Origin of the sequence: Paenibacillus sp. SORGH_AS_0306, assembly GCF_030819345.1 — a bacterium.
Classification (GTDB): Bacteria; Bacillota; Bacilli; order Paenibacillales; family Paenibacillaceae; genus Saccharibacillus; species Saccharibacillus kyungheensis.
Genome location: NZ_JAUTBP010000001.1, coordinates 1,659,217 through 1,682,474 on the forward strand (window position 1 = coordinate 1,659,217; position 23,258 = coordinate 1,682,474).

General features: G+C 38.5%; 20 protein-coding genes and 1 pseudogene. 14 read left to right on the top strand and 7 right to left on the bottom strand.

Annotated features, from left to right (window positions below; all coding sequences use genetic code 11):
* Nucleotides 1-45: 45 nt before the first annotated feature.
* Nucleotides 46-2,691 (bottom strand): bifunctional lysylphosphatidylglycerol flippase/synthetase MprF, encoded by a 2,646-nt coding sequence (mprF, locus tag QE450_RS07440; protein ID WP_307298167.1) that lies wholly within the window; start codon nt 2,689-2,691, stop codon nt 46-48.
* Between the two features lie 362 nt (nt 2,692-3,053).
* The gene (locus QE450_RS07445; protein WP_307298169.1) at nt 3,054-4,700 is read right to left on the bottom strand and encodes a multicopper oxidase family protein; all 1,647 of its coding nucleotides are present in this window, start codon (nt 4,698-4,700) and stop codon (nt 3,054-3,056) included.
* A 386-nt stretch (nt 4,701-5,086) separates the two neighbouring features.
* Between QE450_RS07445 and QE450_RS07450 the strand changes: the two genes are divergently transcribed.
* Together QE450_RS07450 and QE450_RS07455 are read left to right on the top strand one after the other, a co-directional pair.
* Nucleotides 5,087-6,004 carry a cellulose binding domain-containing protein gene (locus QE450_RS07450; protein WP_307298171.1) on the top strand — a complete coding sequence of 306 codons (918 nt, stop codon included), beginning with the start codon at nt 5,087-5,089 and terminating at the stop codon, nt 6,002-6,004.
* Nucleotides 6,005-6,229: 225 nt separating this feature from the next.
* Nucleotides 6,230-7,096, top strand: coding sequence for a VOC family protein (locus QE450_RS07455; RefSeq protein WP_273616060.1), 867 nt, complete (start codon nt 6,230-6,232; stop codon nt 7,094-7,096).
* A gap of 106 nt (nt 7,097-7,202) precedes the next feature.
* Here QE450_RS07455 and QE450_RS07460 read toward each other — a convergent pair whose 3' ends face one another.
* Together QE450_RS07460 and QE450_RS07465 are read right to left on the bottom strand one after the other, a co-directional pair.
* Entirely contained in the window at nt 7,203-7,628 is a 426-nt protein-coding gene (locus QE450_RS07460; protein WP_307298174.1) for a DUF4190 domain-containing protein, read from the bottom strand.
* A gap of 132 nt (nt 7,629-7,760) precedes the next feature.
* A complete protein-coding gene (locus tag QE450_RS07465) occupies nt 7,761-8,222 on the bottom strand; it encodes a hypothetical protein (RefSeq protein ID WP_273616062.1) in 462 nt (153 codons plus the stop codon).
* A gap of 186 nt (nt 8,223-8,408) precedes the next feature.
* Here QE450_RS07465 and QE450_RS07470 point away from each other — a divergent pair, with 186 nt between their 5' ends.
* From QE450_RS07470 to QE450_RS07485, 4 genes are all read left to right on the top strand, one after another.
* Nucleotides 8,409-8,909 carry a mismatch-specific DNA-glycosylase gene (locus tag QE450_RS07470; RefSeq protein ID WP_301263458.1) on the top strand — a complete coding sequence of 167 codons (501 nt, stop codon included), beginning with the start codon at nt 8,409-8,411 and terminating at the stop codon, nt 8,907-8,909.
* Between the two features lie 120 nt (nt 8,910-9,029).
* Nucleotides 9,030-9,617, top strand: a complete 588-nt coding sequence (locus QE450_RS07475) for a TetR/AcrR family transcriptional regulator (protein WP_273616064.1) — start codon at nt 9,030-9,032, stop codon at nt 9,615-9,617.
* Between the two features lie 47 nt (nt 9,618-9,664).
* The gene (locus tag QE450_RS07480) at nt 9,665-11,116 is read left to right on the top strand and encodes a DHA2 family efflux MFS transporter permease subunit (protein WP_273616294.1); all 1,452 of its coding nucleotides are present in this window, start codon (nt 9,665-9,667) and stop codon (nt 11,114-11,116) included.
* 150 nt (nt 11,117-11,266) lie between these two features.
* Nucleotides 11,267-11,884 (top strand): flavin reductase family protein, encoded by a 618-nt coding sequence (locus tag QE450_RS07485; RefSeq protein ID WP_273616065.1) that lies wholly within the window; start codon nt 11,267-11,269, stop codon nt 11,882-11,884.
* Nucleotides 11,885-11,960: 76 nt separating this feature from the next.
* Here the strand turns inward: QE450_RS07485 and QE450_RS07490 are convergent, their stop codons facing one another.
* A complete protein-coding gene (locus QE450_RS07490; RefSeq protein ID WP_307298182.1) occupies nt 11,961-13,739 on the bottom strand; it encodes an ABC transporter substrate-binding protein in 1,779 nt (592 codons plus the stop codon).
* A 125-nt stretch (nt 13,740-13,864) separates the two neighbouring features.
* Between QE450_RS07490 and QE450_RS07495 the strand changes: the two genes are divergently transcribed.
* The 5 genes and pseudogenes from QE450_RS07495 (at nt 13,865) to QE450_RS07515 (ending at nt 18,182) form a co-directional block, all read left to right on the top strand.
* Nucleotides 13,865-15,169, top strand: a complete 1,305-nt coding sequence (locus QE450_RS07495; RefSeq protein WP_307298187.1) for an MDR family MFS transporter — start codon at nt 13,865-13,867, stop codon at nt 15,167-15,169.
* A 135-nt stretch (nt 15,170-15,304) separates the two neighbouring features.
* Nucleotides 15,305-16,130 (top strand): annotated as a pseudogene (locus QE450_RS07500) (uroporphyrinogen-III synthase).
* Between the two features lie 120 nt (nt 16,131-16,250).
* Complete coding sequence (thiD, locus tag QE450_RS07505) at nt 16,251-17,060, top strand: bifunctional hydroxymethylpyrimidine kinase/phosphomethylpyrimidine kinase (RefSeq protein ID WP_273616069.1); 810 nt, start codon at nt 16,251-16,253, stop codon at nt 17,058-17,060.
* Nucleotides 17,061-17,086: 26 nt separating this feature from the next.
* A complete protein-coding gene (locus QE450_RS07510; protein ID WP_307298191.1) occupies nt 17,087-17,701 on the top strand; it encodes a hypothetical protein in 615 nt (204 codons plus the stop codon).
* A 202-nt stretch (nt 17,702-17,903) separates the two neighbouring features.
* On the top strand, nt 17,904-18,182 hold the full coding sequence (locus tag QE450_RS07515; RefSeq protein WP_273616071.1) for an HPr family phosphocarrier protein: 279 nt from the start codon (nt 17,904-17,906) through the stop codon (nt 18,180-18,182).
* 147 nt (nt 18,183-18,329) lie between these two features.
* Here the strand turns inward: QE450_RS07515 and QE450_RS07520 are convergent, their stop codons facing one another.
* A complete protein-coding gene (locus tag QE450_RS07520) occupies nt 18,330-19,202 on the bottom strand; it encodes an AraC family transcriptional regulator (protein ID WP_273616072.1) in 873 nt (290 codons plus the stop codon).
* A gap of 211 nt (nt 19,203-19,413) precedes the next feature.
* On the opposite strand from QE450_RS07520, the gene QE450_RS07525 reads away from it, so the two are divergent.
* From QE450_RS07525 to QE450_RS07535, 3 genes are all read left to right on the top strand, one after another.
* Nucleotides 19,414-20,667 (top strand): ABC transporter substrate-binding protein, encoded by a 1,254-nt coding sequence (locus tag QE450_RS07525; protein ID WP_273616073.1) that lies wholly within the window; start codon nt 19,414-19,416, stop codon nt 20,665-20,667.
* Nucleotides 20,668-20,734: 67 nt separating this feature from the next.
* A complete protein-coding gene (locus tag QE450_RS07530) occupies nt 20,735-21,607 on the top strand; it encodes a carbohydrate ABC transporter permease (RefSeq protein ID WP_273616074.1) in 873 nt (290 codons plus the stop codon).
* A gap of 40 nt (nt 21,608-21,647) precedes the next feature.
* Nucleotides 21,648-22,457, top strand: a complete 810-nt coding sequence (locus QE450_RS07535; RefSeq protein ID WP_273616075.1) for a carbohydrate ABC transporter permease — start codon at nt 21,648-21,650, stop codon at nt 22,455-22,457.
* 112 nt (nt 22,458-22,569) lie between these two features.
* Here the strand turns inward: QE450_RS07535 and QE450_RS07540 are convergent, their stop codons facing one another.
* Nucleotides 22,570-23,250: a response regulator gene (locus tag QE450_RS07540; RefSeq protein ID WP_273616076.1), complete on the bottom strand. Its 681-nt coding sequence runs from the start codon at nt 23,248-23,250 to the stop codon at nt 22,570-22,572.
* Nucleotides 23,251-23,258: the final 8 nt, after the last annotated feature.

Genomic DNA, 23,258 nt, shown 5'->3' on the forward strand with positions numbered 1-23,258 from the left:
ATCCACTGTAAAGTGAGTTCGGAGCTTTTTGTGTCTCTACATGTATCATACTGATTCTGCTTGTTCAGGACGACGTGAGACCAAACGTACCAGATCAAGGGTAAGAATAGGAAGTGCCATCCCTGCGGGATATGCTAGATATCTAGCTTGCCATTCAGGAGAGAACTTTTCTTTGTATCGGCGTAATCCTTCAAATCCATACCAGTGCCCTCCATATTGGAACACCAGACGTGCTAATTTTTCTTCACGATGTGCATTTTGATTTTCCCCTACACTGGACAGTGGAGACATGCCTAGATTGAAATAAGAATATCCTTGTTCTTTTGCCCATTCGATCAAGCGCACAAACAATACATCCATCGTACCATTTGGCGTGTCATTTAAGTGACGCATGAGATCGATGGAAATCACTTGATTCTGGTCATAAGCCGGAGCCAGTGTTGCAAACGCTAAAATCTGACCTTCTGCATTACGAAGTAGAGCCAGTGGAGAACGCTGGATATACGTTTCATTGAACCAACCTAACGAATAAGCTTTTTCTTTACGATCGCCTAACCACTCATTGGAAATCTGACGTAGCTCTGCTAATAGATCCGCTTGATAAGGCGGAGACAGTACTTCGAACGTCTGTCCTTCTCGATCAGATTTATTTTTAGCTGTTCGCAAGTTTTGGTTACTTTTACCACTTAGTGTAAAGGTATCTAATGGTACAAGTGCTTCTTCACCAAGCTTAAAGAAGTTATAACCATTTTCATGATAGATGGATAGATATTCAGGTGCTGCCTGATAAAAGACTACAGTCAAAGCATAATGGTCAGCATAACTTTGGAACTCTTGAATAGCCGCCCCGACCAAATTTTTATTTCCAATTGGATCACCGAGTACAATTAATTTATCACGTACACGAGAATAAGGAATTAAGATTTGATCATTTTGCGCCCAGTAAAAGTTTTTATCACCTAGATACAGAAGGTGAGTCAGCAGATTACCGTCTTCTTTACCAATAAAATCTGTGAACTTTTCGATCTGTGCTTCATCTGGACGAACACCTGTATAACGATGCGGACGAAGAGTGAAGATAGAAGCTATCAAAATCAAAGCCCCGATAAATCCAATCACCGCTGTAACTGCATATTCGTGCGGGTCTAAAAACCAGTGCTGTGCACGTAATGGCAAATGTCGCAAAATAGCAGGATGAATATGTGTACCAATCAAGTAATACGATAATGCTGAAATAAAAGCAAGTAACGCCCAGATCCAGATACTACGTATAGAAATGCTAGTACTTTCACGATTAAAGCGAGCACGTGATACCCATAGTACCAATGCTACGATCAGCAGAATAATCGCTTCTTCGTAATCGAACCCTTTGGCAAAGGTGAAAATAGCCCCTGTTAACAGCAAAGCGCCTGTCAGCAAGTATGCACGCCGAATACGAAGCGAAATACCTCGCGATACAATAATTAGCATAATCCCGATAATAACAGACAATTGTTCAGAGAAGCGCATAATCGGTAAAGACAATAGATGTTCCATAAAACGTAAACGATCGATCAAGCCGGGAGTTGCCGCAGATAACAGCAAAATAACGCCGCTGGCAAAAACCAATTTGCCGAGTGCCCATGCACCTAGATCACTTAATAAGCCAAATTGAGAAGGCCATCCCCAAAATTTAACCCATGTGTTACGCGAAGCATCCAGACTGTTCGATAGCATGTCACGCATTTGCTTAGTGCTTGGACTCATTTCAAAAGCAGCCAATACCAAACCGATCAACCACGGAACAACAAAATAGAAAATACGGAATAATAACAAAATCGTTAGCGCGCGCGATGGATCAACACCTAATGTGTGTAATCCAAGCAAAGCAATCAGATCAAATGCTCCGATACCACCAGGAGCCATACTAATAATCCCTGCAATCGCAGCTACAACGTACACACCGAATACCGGAGCAAACGGTAAATGATTCAGATCATAAAAAGCGAATAGCCAGAACAATGTACCAGCACAAGCCCATTCAAGTAAAGAAGAGCCAATCGAAGCGGCAATGACTTTCCAGGGTAACTTGCCATCTCCTTTATGGAACCATTTCGCAAATAATGAAGAACGTTGCATTAATAAAAAGAACGGTAGATATAATGAGACTCCCCATACTCCTAATCGAAGCCATGGATGCTCCTGAAAAATAGGTTCAACTGGAAACACACCGATTAATGTCAAACAGCCGAGCAAAGACAATCCTACTAATACAATAGGAGATAAGAAAAGTACCGCAGCACCCATCGTTTTCATAGGTACGCCGCTTTTCTTATACAGCAATGTACGTAAGCCTACACCGGTAAGACCAGCAAATCCAATCATATTGTTGAATGTATTTGCGATCCAAGCATACCGATAAGTTGTTTTCCAATTCACATCAAGCTTGAACTGCTTTCGTATTAAATAATCGTAAGTACTCATTGCTGATACAGCGATAAAAGAAGCAATGATTAGTTGAATAACGATATGAACAGGCATCATACGTAACTCATGAATAATTTTAGCTAAATTGATATTCTGAATCTCATGTCTTCCATATACAAAAATAATGGCTAGAATAGCTACAGGAATCAGTATCCTTATAATTTTAGCGCGATATAAAGCTGTGAATAATTGTAAGATTTTAAGCTTTCGAAGCGATTCTCTCATTGTGTCGTCGACTCCACCTTTAGACAGATTAAACTTATGATTTGTAAGTACAGCATATTAGCTTATCCTAATTTGCACATATGATATTCTTGGTAAATGGATGTATATCTGGATGGTGTAACATTCTTATCTATCATACTACATCGGTATGTGTAAAACACAATTTGATAGGATTCTATACATTGCCTGTATATTGTATTTGAAGCGTAATAAAAAATCCCTTCTAGTTGAAGTGTAGGGTTCATTTAGGAATGAACATTTTCTCACTATCTACTACAAGGGGAGAATATAACTATAATAAACAATTATCTTATGGTTTTATTTACACTAATGTAACGAATATCAAAAATAGCAAAAACTTCTTACTCTGAAATATTGCCTGCTTCTGGATCAGGTTGATATTGCGCTTTGTAATCTTCATAGATGACATCAGTCATCATGCCCATAGATGCGTGATGAAGTTCATGGCAATGCACCATCCACATCCCCGGGTTATTTGCGTGAAAAGCAATGACATAAGTGTCACCGGGGCGAACATTGATAGTATCTTTCCAGATCGGTGAGCCTGTTAATGCTTGACCATTTTTGGATAATACTTCAAATGAATGACCATGAAGATGCATAGGGTGATCTTCATTTTTAGATTCATTAATCAACGTTATTTTGACAGCTTCCCCTGTTTTGACTTTGAGCTGGCTAACTTGAGGATAGGCTTCTTTATTAATCGTATATGACATTTTACCATCAATTACACCCATATCCAAATCTAACGTATATTCACGATCAAATGCAGAAGATAATGTAAACTCACTTGTGGTTGGTTGACCATAGGTTGTAAGATCAAGCGCCACTTGGTTACCATCTGGAATAGATGCCATCTGTGCTTGCTGTGCTGTAATCTGTTGCTCTATTTCAGTTGCAGTAGGTTGACTATTATCCTTCTCGATTAGAATAGGAATACGAACAGATTGTGCAAATGTAGACTCTCCGACCATACCTATCCACGATAGACCCACCTGATCTGCTGTAAATTCGATATCATACCGTTCGCCAGGAGCGATAACTAGTAATCCATTTTTCAATACCTGCGGTTGATTGATATCTTGTCCATCAGTTGCTGTGACACGATAAGCAGGGGAATGAATATATAATGTCTGAGTCATATTACCTGCATGAATCAATCGCAAACGTACATGATCCCCTTGATGAACTACAATCGGTTCAATAGATTTTCTGCTTCGTCCATTAACTGTATAGATATTGTAAGCACCTAGATTACTATTGATAGCTAGTGTATTACTTTCACTTTCAGGAGCAGTTGTATTGGGATCTGACCATTCGTCCAGTACCAGTGTATGATCAGCAGAGACAGAATCCTGCTTTTTCTTCACAATAAAAGAGCCGTATAACCCTTTACCAATCTGATTTAAGCTATCTTGATGAGAATGATACCAGTACGTACCTGCATGATTCGCTTTGAACGTATAAGTGAAGCTTTCTCCCGGTTGAATTGCATCTTGAGTCATTCCGGGCACGCCGTCCATATCATTTGGTAAGACGACACCATGAACATGTAGCGAAAGAGGTACATTAAGTTTATTTTTTAAACGGATCGTCACTATATCGCCTTCCGTCACTTCGATCTGTGGGCCGGGTACAGAATGATTGAATGTCCATACAGGCAAATATTTACCTTTTTCAATTTCTAAATAAGACGTTTGGGCAGTTAAATTGATCATTTTGCTTGTGATCGTCTGCGGTGGCGTTGTTATCTGAGCAGGGCGCTTCGTGACACTACCTTCTGGCGCAGTAGCTGTTGTGCCTATATGATCCATCGACATAGAATGTTCGGTATGTACAGATGTACTTGGTGAATCTGATGAAGGGGAAGTTGTTGTTGATGGTGATGCGCTACAGCCGGTTATTATCGCTAAGCCAATCAGCAAGGAAGTGAAGCTAATAGAAGTGCGTATATTGAGTATAAATAGAGATGTTAATAACGATTTCACTGTATATTCTCCTCTACCGATGTAAGATTGTTCTACTCTATTATGCCTTTTTTTAACTTCTCTAGTCTCAATAGGAATTGTCATTTTCTTGACGATTGAAATGATAACGCTAATTATGTACAATGACAAAAATGTTACTTTTTGTTGAATCATGTGTTTAAACGCAATACTTACTGTTTAATAATCATTCACGAGGCTCTGTTGTTAGAGGTTGTGTAACCGCTATATTCTAACAATGTACAGAATGATAAAGAAGAAAGGAGCACAGAAAATCATTACAATATCAACATAGAAGAATAGAGCCGAATACTTAACAGCATGATGAGACGCAAAACAATTTACTAAGCAATTATATCTAAAAACAACAATACGGAGGTATACGATTCATGGGAAACAAATCTAAAAAAGCTTCACTTATACTTGCTGCTACTATTCTGGGAACAACGGCGGGAAGTTTTCTTGTGGCGCCTAGCGTTAATGCTGCAATCGAAAGCAATGTAGTGAAAAACGATATTAACTGGGATACTCCTTCTGCTCCAGCCGCACCTTCTCAAGTGAATGCTCGTGCAGGTTCTGAACAAGTCGTTTTAACTTGGGCTCCTGTTGATAATGCTAAAAGTTACAACGTAAGACGTTATAATGTAGTAAACAATACGTATGACAGTTTTAAAGCCAACGAAACGACTGTTTTGACAACAGGTGTAACCGATGCAGTCTATACAGATACTTCTGTAACAAATGGTCAAATCTATGGTTACGTTGTTAATGCAGTGTACGGTGATGGACAAATGAGTCAATTGTCGATGCCTGTTATAGCTACACCAATGTCTGGCAATGTAAAAGATTCGATCGTATTGCAATACAAATCAGGTACAGCAGCAGGTAGCAACAGCATCCAACCTACATTTAATATTATGAACACTAGCGGTACACCTGTGAACTTGAGTGATATTCGTGTACGTTACTATTTCAATGGTGGTAAAGATTTGACTGCCAAAAATTTCTCTGCGAGTAACGTAAGCTTCGGTTCTCGAAATATCGAGCCTAACTTTGTTAGCCTGGAAAAAACATATGCACAAGCAGATAGCTATATCGAATTGCTATTTAATGCAGAAGCAGGAATCATTAGAGCAGGTGGAGAAACAGGTCCAATGACATTTACAATCCAGAAAAATCAAAGCGGATCTTCTCAAGCAAATGATTATTCCTACAAAGATACTTCTGAATTAACAGAGTGGAATAAAGTAGCTGTTTACTATCAAGGTGATCTTGTATGGGGAACAGAACCTGATTTGAATAACTAATCGTTAGACAATAATGTGCAGTTAATAAATAATCAGTATGTAAGGATATAAGTACGACCCAAAGTGATCTTTTCGAAGATCACTTTTTTTATTATCACTCCCAATTAACGATCTACAATTAACACTTACATATACGCTGTTTATATTAACTTATACTTGCATAGTTACTTTCTAAATGGTAATATACTTATATAAAATAACTAATGAAAAGAAAGGGACTTTCCTATGAATACTCCTATCATTAATCCAGCACTTCAAATCGGGCTGGTCAAACTTCGTATTAGCCAATTAGAACGTTCATTAACTTATTACACCGAGGTTATTGGACTTAAAATATTACGTCAAGACGATACTACAGCAGACTTAACTGCGGATGGACATACTGTTTTACTTCAATTAGAAGAAATCGAAAATGCTCAGATTTTACCACGCCAATCTGCGGCTGGCTTATATCATTTTGCTATTCTTGTACCTGATCGGACTAGCTTAGGATTGGTGCTTCGTAATTTAGCGATGCGTAACCAACAAATCGGGCAAGGTGATCATCTTGTTAGTGAAGCATTGTATTTGAATGATCCTGATAATAACGGTATTGAAATCTATGCAGATCGTCCTCGTTCAACATGGCAAAAAGACGAACGCGGGCAATATATTATGGGAACCGATCCTGTTGATGTAGATGGGTTATTAGCACTGGCTGAAGGCAAAGAATGGACAGGGTTACCCGCAGGTACAATAATCGGACATGTTCATTTCCATGTGCCTACTTTAGCAGCGGCTCGTCAATTTTATGTGGATATATTAGGATTTGAAATTATGCTTACTGACGATCGCAGTGTGTTGTTTATCTCTGCGGGTGGTTATCATCATCATTTAGGACTCAATGTATGGGCAGGTGTTGGCGCTCCTATCGCTCCGTCAAATGCCGCCGGTATCAGTTATTACACATTGAAAATGCCAGATCAGGCTTCTATTCAAGAAGTTGCAGATCGTGCTAGAGCAGCCGGTATCCCTGTAGAAGAAACAGAAGGGCAATTATGGTTGACAGATCCTTCAAATATTCAAGTCCGATTTTATAGTGATGCTTCTTAAATATTGTCTTATATGTAACGCTACGATCAAAAGAACGAATAGATCAACAAAAAAACCGATGCGTATCTGCACCGGTTTTTTCATGCTTTTGGCTTCATGTTACATATTAGTAAAAAGAATCGGTGTTGATATCTGTTTCCACACCATCTTCATAATATGAATCTTCACTATACGATCCTTCAGTTGTTCCATACGCAAATGCCGCAATAAAAGCAAATACGATAAAAGCGATCATAATCAAATGAATGAGTGTGCCTAAAGCACCGCAGATTAATCCGGCTATTGCCATTCCTTGACCTGCTTGTCTACGTGTTTTTAATTCTTTAAGTGCAAGAATCCCGAAAATAATTCCTAATATACCAATAACAATTCCGATACCAGGTAACATCAACAAAGCAGCTAAAGAAGAAATACCTAAAACAAGTGCTGCAATTGCTTTTCCGTTATTAGTCATCGGATATTGTGGTGGGTAAGGAGCAAATGGGGGAGGATTCTGATTGCCGGGCGGATGGTAAGGCTGATTTGGGTCCATAAATGTACCTCCTTTAGATATGTATCATTTACCCGTTTTTAATTCTTATCATACCATTTAATCTGGATATAAAAAACAGGAGTCTTTTCTGGCGGGAAAAGGCTCCTGTGGGGTAGACTACTTATTTGATTGTTAGATCGAAGTGTGACTTGGCAATGGACGCGTTAAGTTCAAGTACATTGCTGTCAATTCGTCAAACCATGTTTTGTCTTTGCTAATCAAAGCGATATCGATCAAGCTTTTCAATTGTTCAGGCTCTAATGTAACTGCATCTTGAAAAGAAATCTCTGCTGAAGCAGTGACAATACCAAGAGAATCTTGTTGCAAATATACACGAATGGTACTGTCCATATATTCTTGTCTCAAAAAGTAAATAATTTCGCTCATTAGAATAGGACGAGAGTGCGTAGGGTATGTGCACTCCATTACTTTAACCCAGTAATGTTTGTTGGTCAGGTGAACGGATCCTTTTTCATCAATTAAGCGTTGGTCTGCTTCAATATGGTAACGAAGGTCAAATGTTTGTATAGGGAAATTTTTGCTTAATTGTTTATGAAGGACAGCATAAATTTCTTGTTCGTTTAATTTAATCATGCTAATCATTCCTTTGCTTTTATATATTTTTAGAAAACCGTTTGAATTGTAAGGGTCAGGTCAACTTTTAAGGTGATAAATGAGTAATTATGAAGCTGTTAAAATATATATCGGTCAATAGACTCATATTTTGTATATATTTTGTCGAAAAAAAGGAAAAAATGTTATAGGAAATGAGGACTATATATGTCAGAAGTTCAAGATCATTTGAAAAAAGGCTTATCGATCTTATTTATCGGCTTTAATCCAAGTCTACGTTCAGGAGAAGTAGGGCACCATTATGCCAATCCACGTAACCGGTTTTGGAAAATTCTTTACGAATCTGGTCTTACGGATCGATTGTATAGACCGGACGAAGATCATGATTTATTAGAAATAGGTTATGGATTTACAAATATCGTTTCCCGTCCTACCCGTGGAGCAGAAGATATTTTGCCTGAAGAATATGCAACAGGTCGTCAACAATTACGAGAAAAGCTAAAAACCTATCAACCCCAAATCGCTTGTTTTGTCGGTAAAGGAGTGTATCTTCAATACAGTCAAAAAGCTAAAGCATCATGGGGATTTCAAAAAGAGCCCATTATAGAAGGAATACGAGAATTTGTAGCTCCGTCTTCTAGCAGTCTTGTGCGAATGCCTGTAGACGATATTATTGATATTTATCGACATCTTTCTATAGAACAATAAGGGAAAATCGAAGGAAAGCGTCATCAAATAAACGAATAAAATAAAAGTTTGACAATATTGCCGAAAACCGTTTTAATTATGTAGACCGATCGTTATAATGAATTTGAAGGATGTGAACATATGGCTGAAAAGTCTAACTCACGCGATCTGATTGTAGAGACAGCTGCGAGACTTTTCTTTTCACAAGGGTATCATGCTACAGGATTAAGTCAGATTATCAAAGAAAGTGATACGCCTAAAGGTTCTTTGTATCATTATTTTCCGAATGGCAAAGAAGAATTAGCCTATGTATGTATTGAGAAAACCAATCATCATGTATTGGAAAAGTTCAAATCTGTTTTTGAACAACATCAAACAACAGGCGATGCAATTCAAGCTTTTATTCGCGATATGGCAGATGATACTGAAAAATCCGGGTTTACTGGCTTTCTGCCTTTTAGTTTCTGGGCAGCAGTAGAAACGTCATGTATAAGTAACAAACTACGATCCGCTTGTCAGGATGTTTTTATCGATTGGCAAGAAGTGATTGCAGAACGTTTGCAACAAGAAGGTGCTTTAGAAGTTCGTGCCAAAGAAGCTGCATTGCTCATGATATCAATGATGGAAGGTGCTTTGATTATTTCCCTAACCAATCAAAGTAAACAACCGATGTTGATCGCCGCCGATTACTTATCGGCTATCATGAAGACAGCTGTATTAACAAAATAAACAATAGATAGAGACAGTTTTAGGAGGATGGGAACGTGGACGTAAGTATGAACGCAGATGCTATCAAAGGTCAGCCAGAAGGAAGACAGTACAAAGTATTACCGATTATGATTTCATTGCTATTAAGTGGATTTATCGGCTTATTCAGTGAAACTGCATTGAATGTAGCGATCAGTTCTTTGATGGGATTACTTAGTGTAGATGAAGCAACAATTCAATGGTTAACAACAGGATATTTATTGGTGTTAGGTATTCTGGTTCCTGTATCTGGATTATTACTACAATGGTTCAGTACAAGACAATTATTTATTACTTCTTTAACATTTTCGATTGTTGGTACGATTGTAGCTGCATTGTCGCCTAACTTTGAAATCTTGTTAATTGCTCGTGTATTGCAAGCTGTAGGTACTGGATTGTTATTACCATTGCTATTTAATACGATTCTTATTATTTTCCCAATTGAGAAGCGTGGAGCAGCGATGGGCTTGATCGGTCTTGTTATTATGTTTGCACCAGCGATTGGTCCTGCAATTTCAGGTCTGATTTTAGCTAATCTAACATGGCACTGGATTTTCTGGATTTCGTTGCCGTTTCTTGTGATCGCTTTGATCTTTGGAGTGATGTTCTTAGAAAATGTATCGACGATCACCAAGCCCAAAATCGATATTCTCTCGATTGTATTATCTACACTTGGATTCGGTGGTATCGTATTCGGATTCAGTAGTGCAGGTGAAGGTTCTGGTGGTTGGGGAAGCCCTGTTGTAATCGGAACTTTGTTGTTGGGTGCAGTATCTCTATTATTATTTGGCTTCCGCCAGATGAAAATGAAGCAACCGATGATCAACTTGCGAGCATTCAAATTCCCGATGTTTACAATCGGTCTGATTCTTGTATTTATTTGTATGATGATGATCTTATCGTCTATGTTGATCTTGCCATTGTACTTGCAACAAGGTATGGCGTTGACTGCATTGGGTGCAGGTCTTGTATTGTTGCCAGGTAGTCTATTGAATGGTTTCTTGTCACCAGTCATGGGTCGTTTATTTGATAAATTCGGTCCGAAATGGTTAGTGATTATTGGTTTATCTATCGCTACGATTGTATTATTCTTATTCACTAGAATTCATTCTACAACTCCGGTGGGTCTGATTATTGGGTTACACGCTTCATTAATGGTGGGTATATCAATGATTATGATGCCAGCACAGACCAATGGTCTGAATCAGTTGCCACGTGAATACTATCCAGATGGTACAGCGATTATGAATACACTACAACAAGTTGCTGGAGCTATCGGTACAGCGCTCGCTGTAAGTATTCTGAGTGCTGGTCGTGCTAACTTCTTGAGTGGTGTCGCTAATCCGAAAGATCCGTCGAATGTATTAGCAGCATTTACAGTAGGGGTGCAACATGCCTTTATCTTTGCTGTGGTGATTGCAGCGATCGGTCTGGTATGTGCGTTGTTTATCAAACGTGTGAATGTTAAACACGGTATGTAATTAATTGGAGTAAGCCAACTTAATTCCTATTTTGAGGAGTTAGGTTGGCTTTTTGCTATCCTTATTCCATTCGATTTGGTAAGAAAATCGTAATTTAGTTTAAAGTATAAAAGGATACGTATTCTATAGAAGAAAAAAAGGAGAATGATTATGATTACGATCGATCCCACATCTATTACTAATATAGATAATTATAAATTAATCACCGGTTCTGTAATTCCCAGACCGATTGCTTTTGTTACCAGTCAATCCAATACAGGGGTGCTTAATCTAGCTCCATTTAGTTATTTTAATATCGTGGCTTCTGATCCACCGATGCTTTCTATTTCGGTTGCACGCAAAAATGGAGAAATGAAAGATACTGCACGTAATGTCATCGAAAATAAAGAGTTAGTGGTTCATATTGTGCATGAAGACTTAACCGAGCAGATGAACCATACAGCCGCTTCACTACCAGGCGATCAAAGCGAACTTGAATTAACAACGCTTCATACAATTCCTAGTGACAAAATAAAAGTTCCTGGTCTTGAAGAAGCGTTGATTCGTTTTGAATGTGTGTTAGAACAACATGTACCGATTAGTAATGATAGCGGTGAAGTTGTACAAGATTTACTGCTTGTACGTATTATTTGTTACCATTTTGATGAAAAAGTAGTTGATGCAGAGCACTTCTATATCTGGGCAGATGTATTGAAACCTGTCGCTCGTCTTGCAGGCAATAATTACGCAGGACTTGCACAACAATTTACGATAGAACGCCCGAGTTAAATCCATAATAAAGTGCTATTGAATAGAATATAAATAGAATAGTTAAACCAAAAAGACTGAGCCTTGATAATAAGGTTCAGTCTTTTTGCGATAGTGTAGGCTTGATCCATAATTTGGACAGATCGATCCAACCAAATGCATCAGGATATAACCCTTGAAAAGAAGGATCAAATAATAACTTTTGATTGGAATGATAGACAGGTATAAATAAAAACGAAGTGTGTAAAAACTGCTCAATCTTTTCAACATGCTTACTATAATCAGGCAACGGTGCCGCTACAAAAGGAACCAGTAATTGATCTAACTCTTTTAACTGAGCAGGATTTAATAATTGACGTACATAAGTCGAGCGGTTACTAAAAAAGTTAAGCAATCCCCAGACGATATTTTCTTCTAACATTTCTTGCCCCATAAATAAATCAGCTTCTTGCATCACTGCTTGAGAAGCAAATGAATCGCGTGGGCATAGATTGATGATCAGACCTATCGAACGCGCACGATCTTGTAGCCATAGACAGACTGCATGGTTTTCTGCTCGATTCAGATAATTCAGGTTCAAAGGTTGCCCTTGATAGTCTGTTTGTTGCAGATATTCACGTGCTTGCTCTAATGAATATGTAGGAGCATGTGTTTGTTTACTTTTCCACGGAAATAAGCTGTAAGCAGGCTTGAGCCAATAATCAGAACATTGCTCTGTCAATAGCGGACGATCCAACAACATATGAATCACTTGCCTAAAAGTGAAATCGTGCTGAATCCCTTCTTTGCAAAAATTGAACATAATAAAGTTACATCCAATCACTTTGTAATTCACTTGAGCTGGATCGGTATAATCGGTAGCTTTATTCTGACGAAATAGCTGATAACGTCGGTCTGCTTGATAATCAGCTGTCACAAAATAAATATCAACCCGATCCAACAACGATCTTCCTTCAAAATAACCATCAAAAGCATCTAATATAATATGATCTTCACTAGCAGTCGTTAAGCGAAAAGCTCCTGTTCCAACCAATTGTCGACCTTTATCAGCCATATCATGATCATGCGGAAGAATCGACATACACAATGAACTAATATAGTTCAAGAAAAAGGGATCAGATCGTTGTAGAACAAAGCTGATCGTATAATCGTTATGAATGACTACAGATTCAACATGTGTAAATTGCCAAAAAGCCGGTGAATCGAGATCGCGTAGACGCTCCCATGTATATTTCACATCCTGCGCCGTTAAAGTTCGACCATGATGAAATCGAACACCTTTACGTAAATAAAATGTCCAACATTGATCGGTATCGTCGCTTTCCCAATAATGAGCCAATTGAGGTACGAACGTCTGCGATTCTTCTTGATATGCTATTAATAAGTTACACATTTGACCGATTAAATGAGATTCAAAAGCTGTAAATACAAATGCTGGATCTAATGACTCTAAAATACGACTCTGGTTAATCCGTAACACATCGAGTGTCTGAGAACCGTGATGTTCGATATGAAGTCCAAACTGCTGTTCAAGCCGATATTGAAGTCGTTGAACATAAGTATGGGGTAACTGTGGATGTTGTAACCATTGCGCAGCTTCTTGCAATTTACCTTGAGTAAGCAGTTGCTCAAAATAGAGACTTAATACATGTTCAAGTGAGTGGAGTATCGTTAGCGTAGAATGATGTCCACGTCCACGACCGCTTTGCCAGTGAATATATCCTTCTTCTTGCAGTTTACGTATAATCCATTTGACATTGCGGGTTGTACAGTGCAAAAGAGAGGCTAAATGTTCAATCGTTAGCGTATGTGTACTATGTATAGCTGGATCATCTAATGACAATAGAATAGTTATGTAATGCTCTTGATGTTTCATATTTTACTCTCCTAAGTGTTGCTGAGTTACGATTCATAAAAGGGGAAACGATTGATTTAATCTTACTCTTTTTCTTCCTCTTTCTCCAGTTGATAATAAAAGAACTGGAAGAGGGGGAATTAGAAATGGAATTTTTGCAACTACATCGAACTATTCAACTGCGTATTTTGACTACATTTATAACCCGGTTAACAGGAACAATGATTTTTCCATTTATGGCGATTTATTTTGCTGGCTATCTTGGTGCAGGTATTGCAGGTGTTTTATTATTTTCTAGCTTAATGGTTCAGCTTATTGCAGGATTGTATGGTGGGTATTTGGCAGATCGGTGGGGACGTAAAACGTTAATGGTGTGGGGAGAAGGTATTCAATGTCTAGCTTTTCTCGGTATGATGCTAGCTAACTCGCCGTACTTGCAGTCTGCATGGATTACATTTGCGATGATGATTGTACATAGTCTCTGCAATGGTCTAATTATACCGGCTTCAGATGCTATGTTAATTGATGTAAGTACACCACAGACGCGTACATTAATGTATAGCGTCAATTATTGGTCGATCAATCTCGCAATTACATTCGGAGCATTTATTGGTGGAGCACTGTTCAGTTCACATCGGATGGAGTTGTTTGGACTATTGACGGTCACAGGGTTGCTGATCTGGTTGATCACAGTCTTTTTGATTACAGAAACGTATGTACCGCAAGCCAGTGCACAACAGACTAAGCAGTGGAATATCCTCACTAGCGGAAAATTGATTATTCGCAATTATCATCAAGTGTGGAAAGATCGACTTTTTATTATATTTGTTTTGGGAAATATGCTATTGTTATCTACTGAATTTCATCTGACTCAATATATAGGAGTTCGTCTGCAAAAAAAATTTGTTCCACAATCGATGTTGATCTGGGGCAATTGGCAGTTAGAACTAAACGGTATCAAAATTCTAAGTATGATTCAGATCGAAAATACAATCGGGATTGTACTTCTTTCTTTATTTCTTGCTGGCGTGATCCGTCGTTCCAAACGTCAAATTTCTTGGATGAATATAGCGGTTCTGATCTATATTACCGGTTTTGCAGTGATGGCATTTAGCAATACATTATGGATACTTGTTGGAGCAATGTTGTTAGCTACTGTAGGAGAGTTAATTCATGTGCCTATTCGTCAATCTTTACTAGCTCAAATTATCAACGATCAATCACGTAGTTCTTATATGGCTGTCAATGGAATAGGGACACAAGGCGCAAGAGCAATAGCAGCTCTAGGGATCACTTTAGGCGTATGGGTTCCTGCATACGGAATGTCGATCATAATCGCTATCGTTGGAGTAATCGGATTCCTGTGTATTTCTTATGTGATCAGTCGGGTACAAGCTTCTACAAAAGCATCTTCAACACAAGGGGTTACCAAAAACCAAGTAACATTGTAAGATATAGAAAGTTGAAATGATTATTATATCTAGTAAGCTATTTTGCTAAAATGAAAATCAATTTTAATTTTATTGGTCGCACTGATATAGACAAGTGTTTAATAGTAGAAACAGAATGTTTGAGGGGGGATTACTATGAATAAAGTAGCCAAGCCGTTGAGTGGCAAAACGATTGTGATCGCAGGTTCGAGAAAATTAGATGAAATGTCATCATTGATCCAAAAACAAGGCGGAACCGCTATTGTTCGATCGTTACAAGGGGTAACCACATTTAAAGAGCAAGAGATGGAGCAAGAATTACGTCTATTTATCGAAAATCAACCAGAATGGGTTATTTTCACAACAGGGATAGGTGCCAAAGCGTTGTTCGATGCCGCAGATCGTCTGGGAATCAAAGACGCATTTGTTCAAACTGTTCAACAAGCCAAAATCGCAATCCGTGGTTACAAAACATATAACTTTCTCAAAACCCAAGAACTAGCACCTAATATTCGAGACTCAGATGGCACGATGAAAGGTCTGGAAGAACAGTTAGAATCAGTTACTTTTACCAAAGAACAAATATGGATACAATTGCATGGAGAGCCTGCTCCAGATTTGGTTCAGGTTTTTGGAAGCGAAAGGTGCTTCATCTGTACATACGTTGTTGCCTTATCTCAATATTGAGCCTGAAGCAGAGACGTTACAGCAATTGCGTCAAGACATCCAACAGAGCCAAATCGATGCAATCTGCTTTACTACGGCTGTTCAAGTTCGTTATTTATTTAAAGACGCTTCTAAGAACGGATATGAGGATGAATTGCGATCTGCTCTGAATCAACAAGTACTGGCTGTATCTGTAGGCAAAGTAACATCTGAAGCGCTCACTCAAGCAGGCATCACACGCATCGTAGCTCCCGAAAATGAACGAATGGGTGCAATGATTGTAGAAATGGCGAAATATTATGAGGAACAAAAGTAGCATTCATGAATACTTTGTGTACTAAAATGAAATTTTTCATTTTATTTCATTGAAAAAGGTTCATTCTCATGTAAGCTTATGCTAAAATAAACTATTATGTAGTGAAGGAGAAATACAAAGATGACTATACCTAAAACGTTAACTATAGCCGGATCAGATACAAGCGGTGGAGCTGGTATTCAAGCCGATTTAAAAACCTTTCAGGAATTGGGCGTATATGGAATGACCGTTCTTACAACGATTGTTGCTATGGAGCCTAAAACATGGGATCATCAAGTATTCCCTATTGATCTGAACGTGGTGGAAGCGCAATTGCGTACCGTGTTAGATGGCATCGGATTTGATGCTTTAAAAACAGGTATGTTAGGTTCAGTAGACATTATTGAACTGGTGGCGCATCATCTGAATCGTTATCCTATGGATCGCGTAGTTATTGATCCTGTAATGGTATGCAAAGGCACAGATGAAGTTCTTCAACCGGAAAATACAGAAGCTATGCTAGAATTCTTGATTCCTGGTGCAGATCTAGTGACTCCGAACTTGTTTGAAGCTTCTCAATTGGCTAAAACAGGTCCTATCACTACAGAAGATCAAATGAAGCAAGCAGCTGCTATTATTTATGAGCGTGGAGCGAAGCACGTATTGATCAAAACACGCGGCAAGATCAAAGAAGGCAAAGCATTGGATTTATTGTATGATGGCAAAACATTTGACTGGTTCGAAGTTGATGCGATTGCAACGGAATTTACACATGGTGCAGGTTGTACCACTTCCGCAGCCGTAACAGCTGGACTTGCTAAAGGATTGTCGGTCAAAGATGCTTATGCTGACGCGAAAAACTTCATTACTCAAGCAATTGCTAACGGATTCCGTCTGAACGAATTTGTAGGTCCAACCCTACATGTGGCACACCGTCTGCAATTGAAATAACAGCATCTGGAGCGGAGGATTGCTCAATGAATCGCTTATCCAAATCGTTACTCGGTGGAGCGCTCGTTTTACTTTTTTTGATTATCAGCGCTTGTTCTGGCAATAGTACACAGCAACCGTCATCCACGAATAATGGAACCACAGAACAATCACCAACCGAATCTGCAACTCCTTCAACAGAAGGAAGTACAGACCAGCCTGCAACAGGTACAGATTCAGCAACCGGTACAGACGGAACATCGTCCAGTACAGAAGGTGCTACAGGCACAACAGATAGTGGAAATGAAAGTGTTCCTGCTGCTAAGCCAGAGCTAACACCTGCGAATGAAGGTCAAGTCGATATTACAATTGTGCAACAAGGACCGGGACAATTTTTTGTACGTTTAAATGAATTTCCTGAAGGATACTTGGTAAGCAATTTAGACTGGACTGGGCCAGGTTACAGTGAATCAGCTACATTTGATGAAGCTGTGAAGAACGGTCAAGAAGGCAATAATGGATTTTATGCAAGTAGCGATCATCGCAATTTCGGCTTTATTTATGATGGACGTATTGCTGGTGAAGAAGGCAAGTTTACTTTAACATTCCGCAATCAAGCGGGAGACGAATTAACCTGGTATAAAGATTTAACATTGCAATAATATCGCAGTCATCAAATATTGAACATGCTGTACTAAATACTCAAGCCTCTGCCGATATATGCGGTAGGGGTATTTTGAGGGGCTATTTTTGCAAAAAGATGTACGGATAAGCTTTATGTATGCAAATGATGTAAATTACATGATTATTCAAAAAAATAAACCAAAGCACTGCATCGATCAGTGCACGAGAGGAACTTTTATAATGAGAATCAATACTTTCAAAACAGAACAAAACTTAGACAGAGGTCACTTAACAGCAATCGCTAACGAAGCTTCACGCTTTGCTTCTGATATTCGTATTTCTTTTGGTAACCCTGACAACCGTAGAGAAGTTGATGTGAAAAGTCTTTTGGGTATGATGTTGATGATTATTCCTGCTGGAACAGAAATCGAATTAACTACTCGTGGTAAAGACGAATTGGAAGCTTTGGAAAGTGTACAAAACTTATTTGAACAAGTCATGTTCGCTCCATCTGTTTAATATTTATATATCACTTTCAAAAAATGAATTTTAAGCTATAAATCATAAAATGTATACCAAAAAAACCTTTAGTCTATCAAAGACTGAAGGTTTTTTTGTTGTAGATAACGGGTAATACCTAAATAAGTCATTCAGTTACCATTTTGCTTAAAAGCGCTCTGTTCTGTACTTTTTAGGGGTAATTCCAGTATGTTTTTTGAAAGCTTTGGAGAATGAGAATAGATCAGGATAGCCGACCGAGTAAGCAATTTCTGCTAATGAATAATTGGTTTCGGTAAGTAATTGACGTGCTTTGCTCATTTTGAGGCTACGAATATATTCAGCAGGGGGAGTCTGATGAACCTGATGGAATTGTTTACTAAAATGAGTACGATGTACACCGACATGACTGGCGACATCTGCTACTGTAATCCCGCGATCATAATGACTATGAATATAAGCGATCGCTTCTTCCATCCAAGAAGTTGTCGATGATAACACATCGGATACATAATGATTCACATGAGAAGGATGGTCAGAAGATAATTCTGCAAAAATGCTATATAACAATTCCAATCGTCGCAATTCACTGCTAAATTCATTGGAATCTTCATTAGTAGCTAAAATCTGTTCGAACTTTTCTTGTAATTGATCAAATAATTCTGCACTAACTTCACTATATCCTTGATGCATACCACTTTGCTCTATAAGTAATCTGGCTTGAGGACCGGTAAAACAAATATAATACGTTTCCAGATCTTCATCCATATTATTAATATATTCAAAAGGCTCATTAGGAGAAATACACCATACGTTGTAAGAGCCAAGAATATAACTTTGACCTTTATGAATAATCACTCCGCCATGTCGATTAGCGATCCAAAAGCAATTATCAATGCCTGTAAATAAACGTCTACTATGGGCTTTGAGAAAATAACGACCTGCTTGAGCAATTCTTAATCCTCCGGATTGTGAGAATAAGGAAGGAGAAATAAGAAACCGTTCAACCACTTCACGATTTGTTTCAATAGAACGAAGCATATTGAACTTTCATCCTTTCCAAATGTAATCTAACTTCTTTATTATATACTACATAATGACAAAATAATACAAGACAAAATGACATTGTTCGTTTACAATCAAATTGCTATGATCTAAATCATGGTATTCCCACTAAAATGATGGGTTTTGACAACAATAATCATTTTTACTGATGTACCAATAGATTCTAACAGCAGATGGAGGACGCGTAATGAAAAATATAAAAATGAAATCTTCTTTTGTTTTGGCACTGACCTTACTACTGACGGTGGTTCTATCTGCTTGTGGAAATAGTTCGGACAGCTCGGCAGATGGAAAAGTAACGATCAGCTTTTTACATTGGCGTGGAGAGGATACACAAGCTTTCCAGAAAATCATTGATCAATTTGAAGCGAAAAATCCAAATATCAAAGTAGATATGCAGACGTTGACTTCAGATCAATATCAATCTACAGCACAAGCTAAATTAACCGATGGTTCTGTAGGAGATGTATTTGCTTCTTTCCCGGGTGCACAATACGCAGCTTTATCCAAAGCAGGTCTATATACAGATTTAACCAATGAATCTTTTTTGAAAAATTACAATGCAGACTTAATTGATGTAGGTGCCAAAGATGGCAAGCAATGGGCGGTACCGTATCAATTGGTGTACAACCAACCAATCTATAATACTGAAATTTTTAAAAAATATAATTTGACCCCTCCAACCGATTGGGATGGATTCCTTAAATTATGTGCAACACTCAAACAAAACGGAATTATTCCGATTGCTTTTGCTGGAGCAGATATTGGTCCAGGGCAGTTAATGAATACAATGGTGATGAATAACGAACCAAGCGAAGATATTTTCACCAAAGTTGAAGCAGGTCAAGCCAAATTAACAGATGAATTCTGGGTCAAAACGTTAACTCAATTTAAAGAGTTGAATGATAATGGTTATTTCCAGGATAACTCGCTAGGAACGAAAGACGCAGCAGCAGGTGCTTTATTTATTCAAGGAAAAGCAGCGATGTTAGCGAGCGGTTCTTATCAACTAGCACAGAATGCAAAACAGAATCCAGAACTAAAACAAGCATTATTAGCACCTATTACTGTATCGGCAGATCAAGCCAAATATGAAGGGGTACACACCAGTACATTTATGTTAGGTGTAAATAGTCGCTCTAAACATCAAGCAGAAGCTAAAAAATTCCTTGAGTTTTTGAGTCAACCGGATGTGGCTAGTCAGTATGCAAATGAAACAGGACAAAATGTAACATTGAAAGATATCACTTATGATAGTCCAGAATTGAAAATTGCTGGCGATTGGGCGGACAAAAAGACTATATTCCAACCTCGTTTTACTATTTTGAATTCTGAAAATCAAAAAGCAGTCACCAACTCTATTCAATCGGTGCTAGGTGGAGCAACACCTGAACAAGCTGCGCAAGATGCACAAGCGATTGTAGATCAACAAATTAAGTAAATCTCAAGATAAGCAGAAAACGCGCTTTAGATCATAGAAGCGCTGAAGGGCAAGGTAATAGGAACTTATGATGAATCGCAAAACACTTTGGTTCTTTATGCTACCCGGACTGTTATTATATACAGGGCTATTTGTTTATCCAGCCGTATCTGGTTTATTTTATTCTTTTACCAATTGGGATGGCGTATCGACTTCTTATGATTTTGTAGGGATATCTAATTATAAAGATAGCTTCGATAGTATTGTGTTTCGCAAAGCATTTTTTAATAATGTGAAATTTATGTTAACGGTTGTTATTATTCAGACGATTGTGTCGTTGGTTCTTGCATTAATTCTTGCTAAAAATACACGTACTCGTGTGTTTCTACGTGCATTGTACTTTTTTCCAGCGATCTTATCGTCTGTATCAGTAGGGTTAATCTGGTCGTTTATTTATGATCCTTCTCTGGGATTGTTAAATACTGCTTTAACCAGTGGTGGATTGGAGCAATTTACAGCGAGCTGGACAGGAGATGCGAATATAGCATTGTATGCTATCGCATTTGTGCAAATATGGGCGCATGCCGGACAGATGATGATTGTATTTATTGCCGGTCTACATGCGATTCCAGAAGAGTTAATGGAAGCCGCACGTATTGATGGAGCGACACGTTTCCAGATTTTCCGCAAAGTCACATGGCCATTACTTGCACCATCTGCAACGATTGTTGTATCGTACACAACGATTCAATCATTCAAAGCGTTTGATCTGATCTTTGTTATGACAGATGGTGGGCCTAACTATGCGACCGAAATTCTGACAACGTACATTTATCATCTGGCGTTCTCGAATTATTCATTTGGTCTAGCATCCGCAGGTTCGATGATTTTCCTTGTACTGCTAGGACTGTTAACGATGGCGCAATTCAAAGCTCTTCGTAGAGGCGGTGCTAACGGATGATCGAACGCCGAATAGACAAGCAGCAGGATGGTGAACTGCGATGAAATGGATCGGACGTATCATTATGGTGCTGTATGCTCTGCTTGTAGCAGCACCATTGTATTTTGTAATAACATCTTCGTTCAAAACAAGTCAGGCGTTTTTTGCTAATCCATTAAGCTGGCCGAATCCCTGGACGATTCAAAATTTTATATCGATTTTTGATGCTCAACCGATGTGGCAGTATTTCTGGAATAGTGCTCGTGTGACCCTAAGTACTGTCGCTCTTGATCTATTTCTAGGCAGTCTGATTGCGTATGCGATTATTCGTCTAGGTGGACGTATGGGAAGATATACTTTTGTTTATTTTGTGGCTGGCTTAATTATTCCGTCACAGGTCAGTATGCTGCCACTGTATTCATTAGTACGCCAAATTGGTTGGTCTGATAATCTTGGTGCATTGGTTCTAGTAACGGCAGCAGGGTTATTGCCTTTAACTGTATTTACACTAACAGGATTTATGGAAATGTTAAGCAAAGAGATGATGGAAGCGGGTAGTATTGATGGTGCAAGTGAATGGAAAATTTACTGGCGTCTAGTATTGCCATTATCCGGTCCTTCGCTGGCAGCAACCGCCGCATTTCTATTTGTAATGGTTTGGAATGATCTATTGATTCCAATGTTGCTGATTAATAGTACTGACAAATTAACATTGCCACTGGCTTTGATGCAGTTCCGCGGCGAGTATGTCACCGACTATACGTTGCTATTAACAGGAGTGGTGATTACCGCAGTACCGATGGTTATTTTGTTTATTTTCTTACAACGTTTCTTTGTTACAGGAATGACCGCAGGATCGGTCAAAGGGTAATACAGCAAATACAATAAATAGCAGTATATCAAAAAAGTCAGTTTACCGAGAGAGAAAACACTCAACGTAAACTGACTTTTTTTGTATATATTCTAATCCATAGATAGATGAACTATTTTACCAACTGCTGACGGATTGCAGTCACGACAGCTTGTGTACGGTCTTTTACACCTAACTTTTGAATAATATTATGCACATGTGTTTTGATTGTACTTTCGGATACATATAATTCTTCTGCAATTTCAAAATTACGTCTGCCATAAGCCATCGCTTGCAATACTTCTAGTTCACGATCTGTTAATGGCTCTAACACAGGCGCAGGAACATAGGAAGAGTTGGGTGGGTATGCCGATTCATTTTCACCTAATAATTGAATGAGTGCTCCTCCAGCAGTTGTACTATTATAGATTGCACCGCCTGCCAGAATCGACCGAATCCCGACAATCATATCATTCATATCAATATCTTTGAGCAAATAACCAGAAGCACCTGCACGTATACCATCAATAACATAATCTTGAACATCAAATGTAGTCAGTAAAATGATTTTGATCTCAGGATGTACGGATAGAATACGGCGGGTAGCATCTATACCTGACAATTCAGGCATCTGGATATCCATTAAAATAAGATGTGGACGATATTGTAAGGCTAATTGGATCGCTTCTTGACCTGTTGCGGCTTCAGCAACCACTTGCATATCGGCTTGTAGATCAAGTACATAACGAATCCCTTGCCGGATAAGAGCTTGATCATCTGCTAACATAATACGTATAGGCTCTGTTGAACTCATATAGAGAT

Bases quoted from the DNA above. Each gene is read 5' to 3' on its own strand.
- QE450_RS07540 (WP_273616076.1), bottom strand. From the start codon at position 23,250: ATGAGTTCAACAGAGCCTATACGTATTATGTTAGCAGATGATCAAGCT.
- QE450_RS07515 (WP_273616071.1), top strand. From the start codon at position 17,904: ATGAGAATCAATACTTTCAAAACAGAACAAAACTTAGACAGAGGTCAC.
- QE450_RS07535 (WP_273616075.1), top strand. From the start codon at position 21,648: ATGAAATGGATCGGACGTATCATTATGGTGCTGTATGCTCTGCTTGTA.
- QE450_RS07520 (WP_273616072.1), bottom strand. From the start codon at position 19,202: ATGCTTCGTTCTATTGAAACAAATCGTGAAGTGGTTGAACGGTTTCTT.
- QE450_RS07525 (WP_273616073.1), top strand. From the start codon at position 19,414: ATGAAAAATATAAAAATGAAATCTTCTTTTGTTTTGGCACTGACCTTA.
- QE450_RS07530 (WP_273616074.1), top strand. From the start codon at position 20,735: ATGATGAATCGCAAAACACTTTGGTTCTTTATGCTACCCGGACTGTTA.
- QE450_RS07490 (WP_307298182.1), bottom strand. From the start codon at position 13,739: ATGAAACATCAAGAGCATTACATAACTATTCTATTGTCATTAGATGAT.
- QE450_RS07465 (WP_273616062.1), bottom strand. From the start codon at position 8,222: ATGATTAAATTAAACGAACAAGAAATTTATGCTGTCCTTCATAAACAA.
- QE450_RS07485 (WP_273616065.1), top strand. From the start codon at position 11,267: ATGATTACGATCGATCCCACATCTATTACTAATATAGATAATTATAAA.
- QE450_RS07460 (WP_307298174.1), bottom strand. From the start codon at position 7,628: ATGGACCCAAATCAGCCTTACCATCCGCCCGGCAATCAGAATCCTCCC.
- QE450_RS07480 (WP_273616294.1), top strand. From the start codon at position 9,665: ATGAACGCAGATGCTATCAAAGGTCAGCCAGAAGGAAGACAGTACAAA.
- mprF (WP_307298167.1), bottom strand. From the start codon at position 2,691: ATGAGAGAATCGCTTCGAAAGCTTAAAATCTTACAATTATTCACAGCT.
- QE450_RS07455 (WP_273616060.1), top strand. From the start codon at position 6,230: ATGAATACTCCTATCATTAATCCAGCACTTCAAATCGGGCTGGTCAAA.
- QE450_RS07450 (WP_307298171.1), top strand. From the start codon at position 5,087: ATGGGAAACAAATCTAAAAAAGCTTCACTTATACTTGCTGCTACTATT.
- QE450_RS07510 (WP_307298191.1), top strand. From the start codon at position 17,087: ATGAATCGCTTATCCAAATCGTTACTCGGTGGAGCGCTCGTTTTACTT.
- QE450_RS07495 (WP_307298187.1), top strand. From the start codon at position 13,865: ATGGAATTTTTGCAACTACATCGAACTATTCAACTGCGTATTTTGACT.
- thiD (WP_273616069.1), top strand. From the start codon at position 16,251: ATGACTATACCTAAAACGTTAACTATAGCCGGATCAGATACAAGCGGT.
- QE450_RS07475 (WP_273616064.1), top strand. From the start codon at position 9,030: ATGGCTGAAAAGTCTAACTCACGCGATCTGATTGTAGAGACAGCTGCG.
- QE450_RS07470 (WP_301263458.1), top strand. From the start codon at position 8,409: ATGTCAGAAGTTCAAGATCATTTGAAAAAAGGCTTATCGATCTTATTT.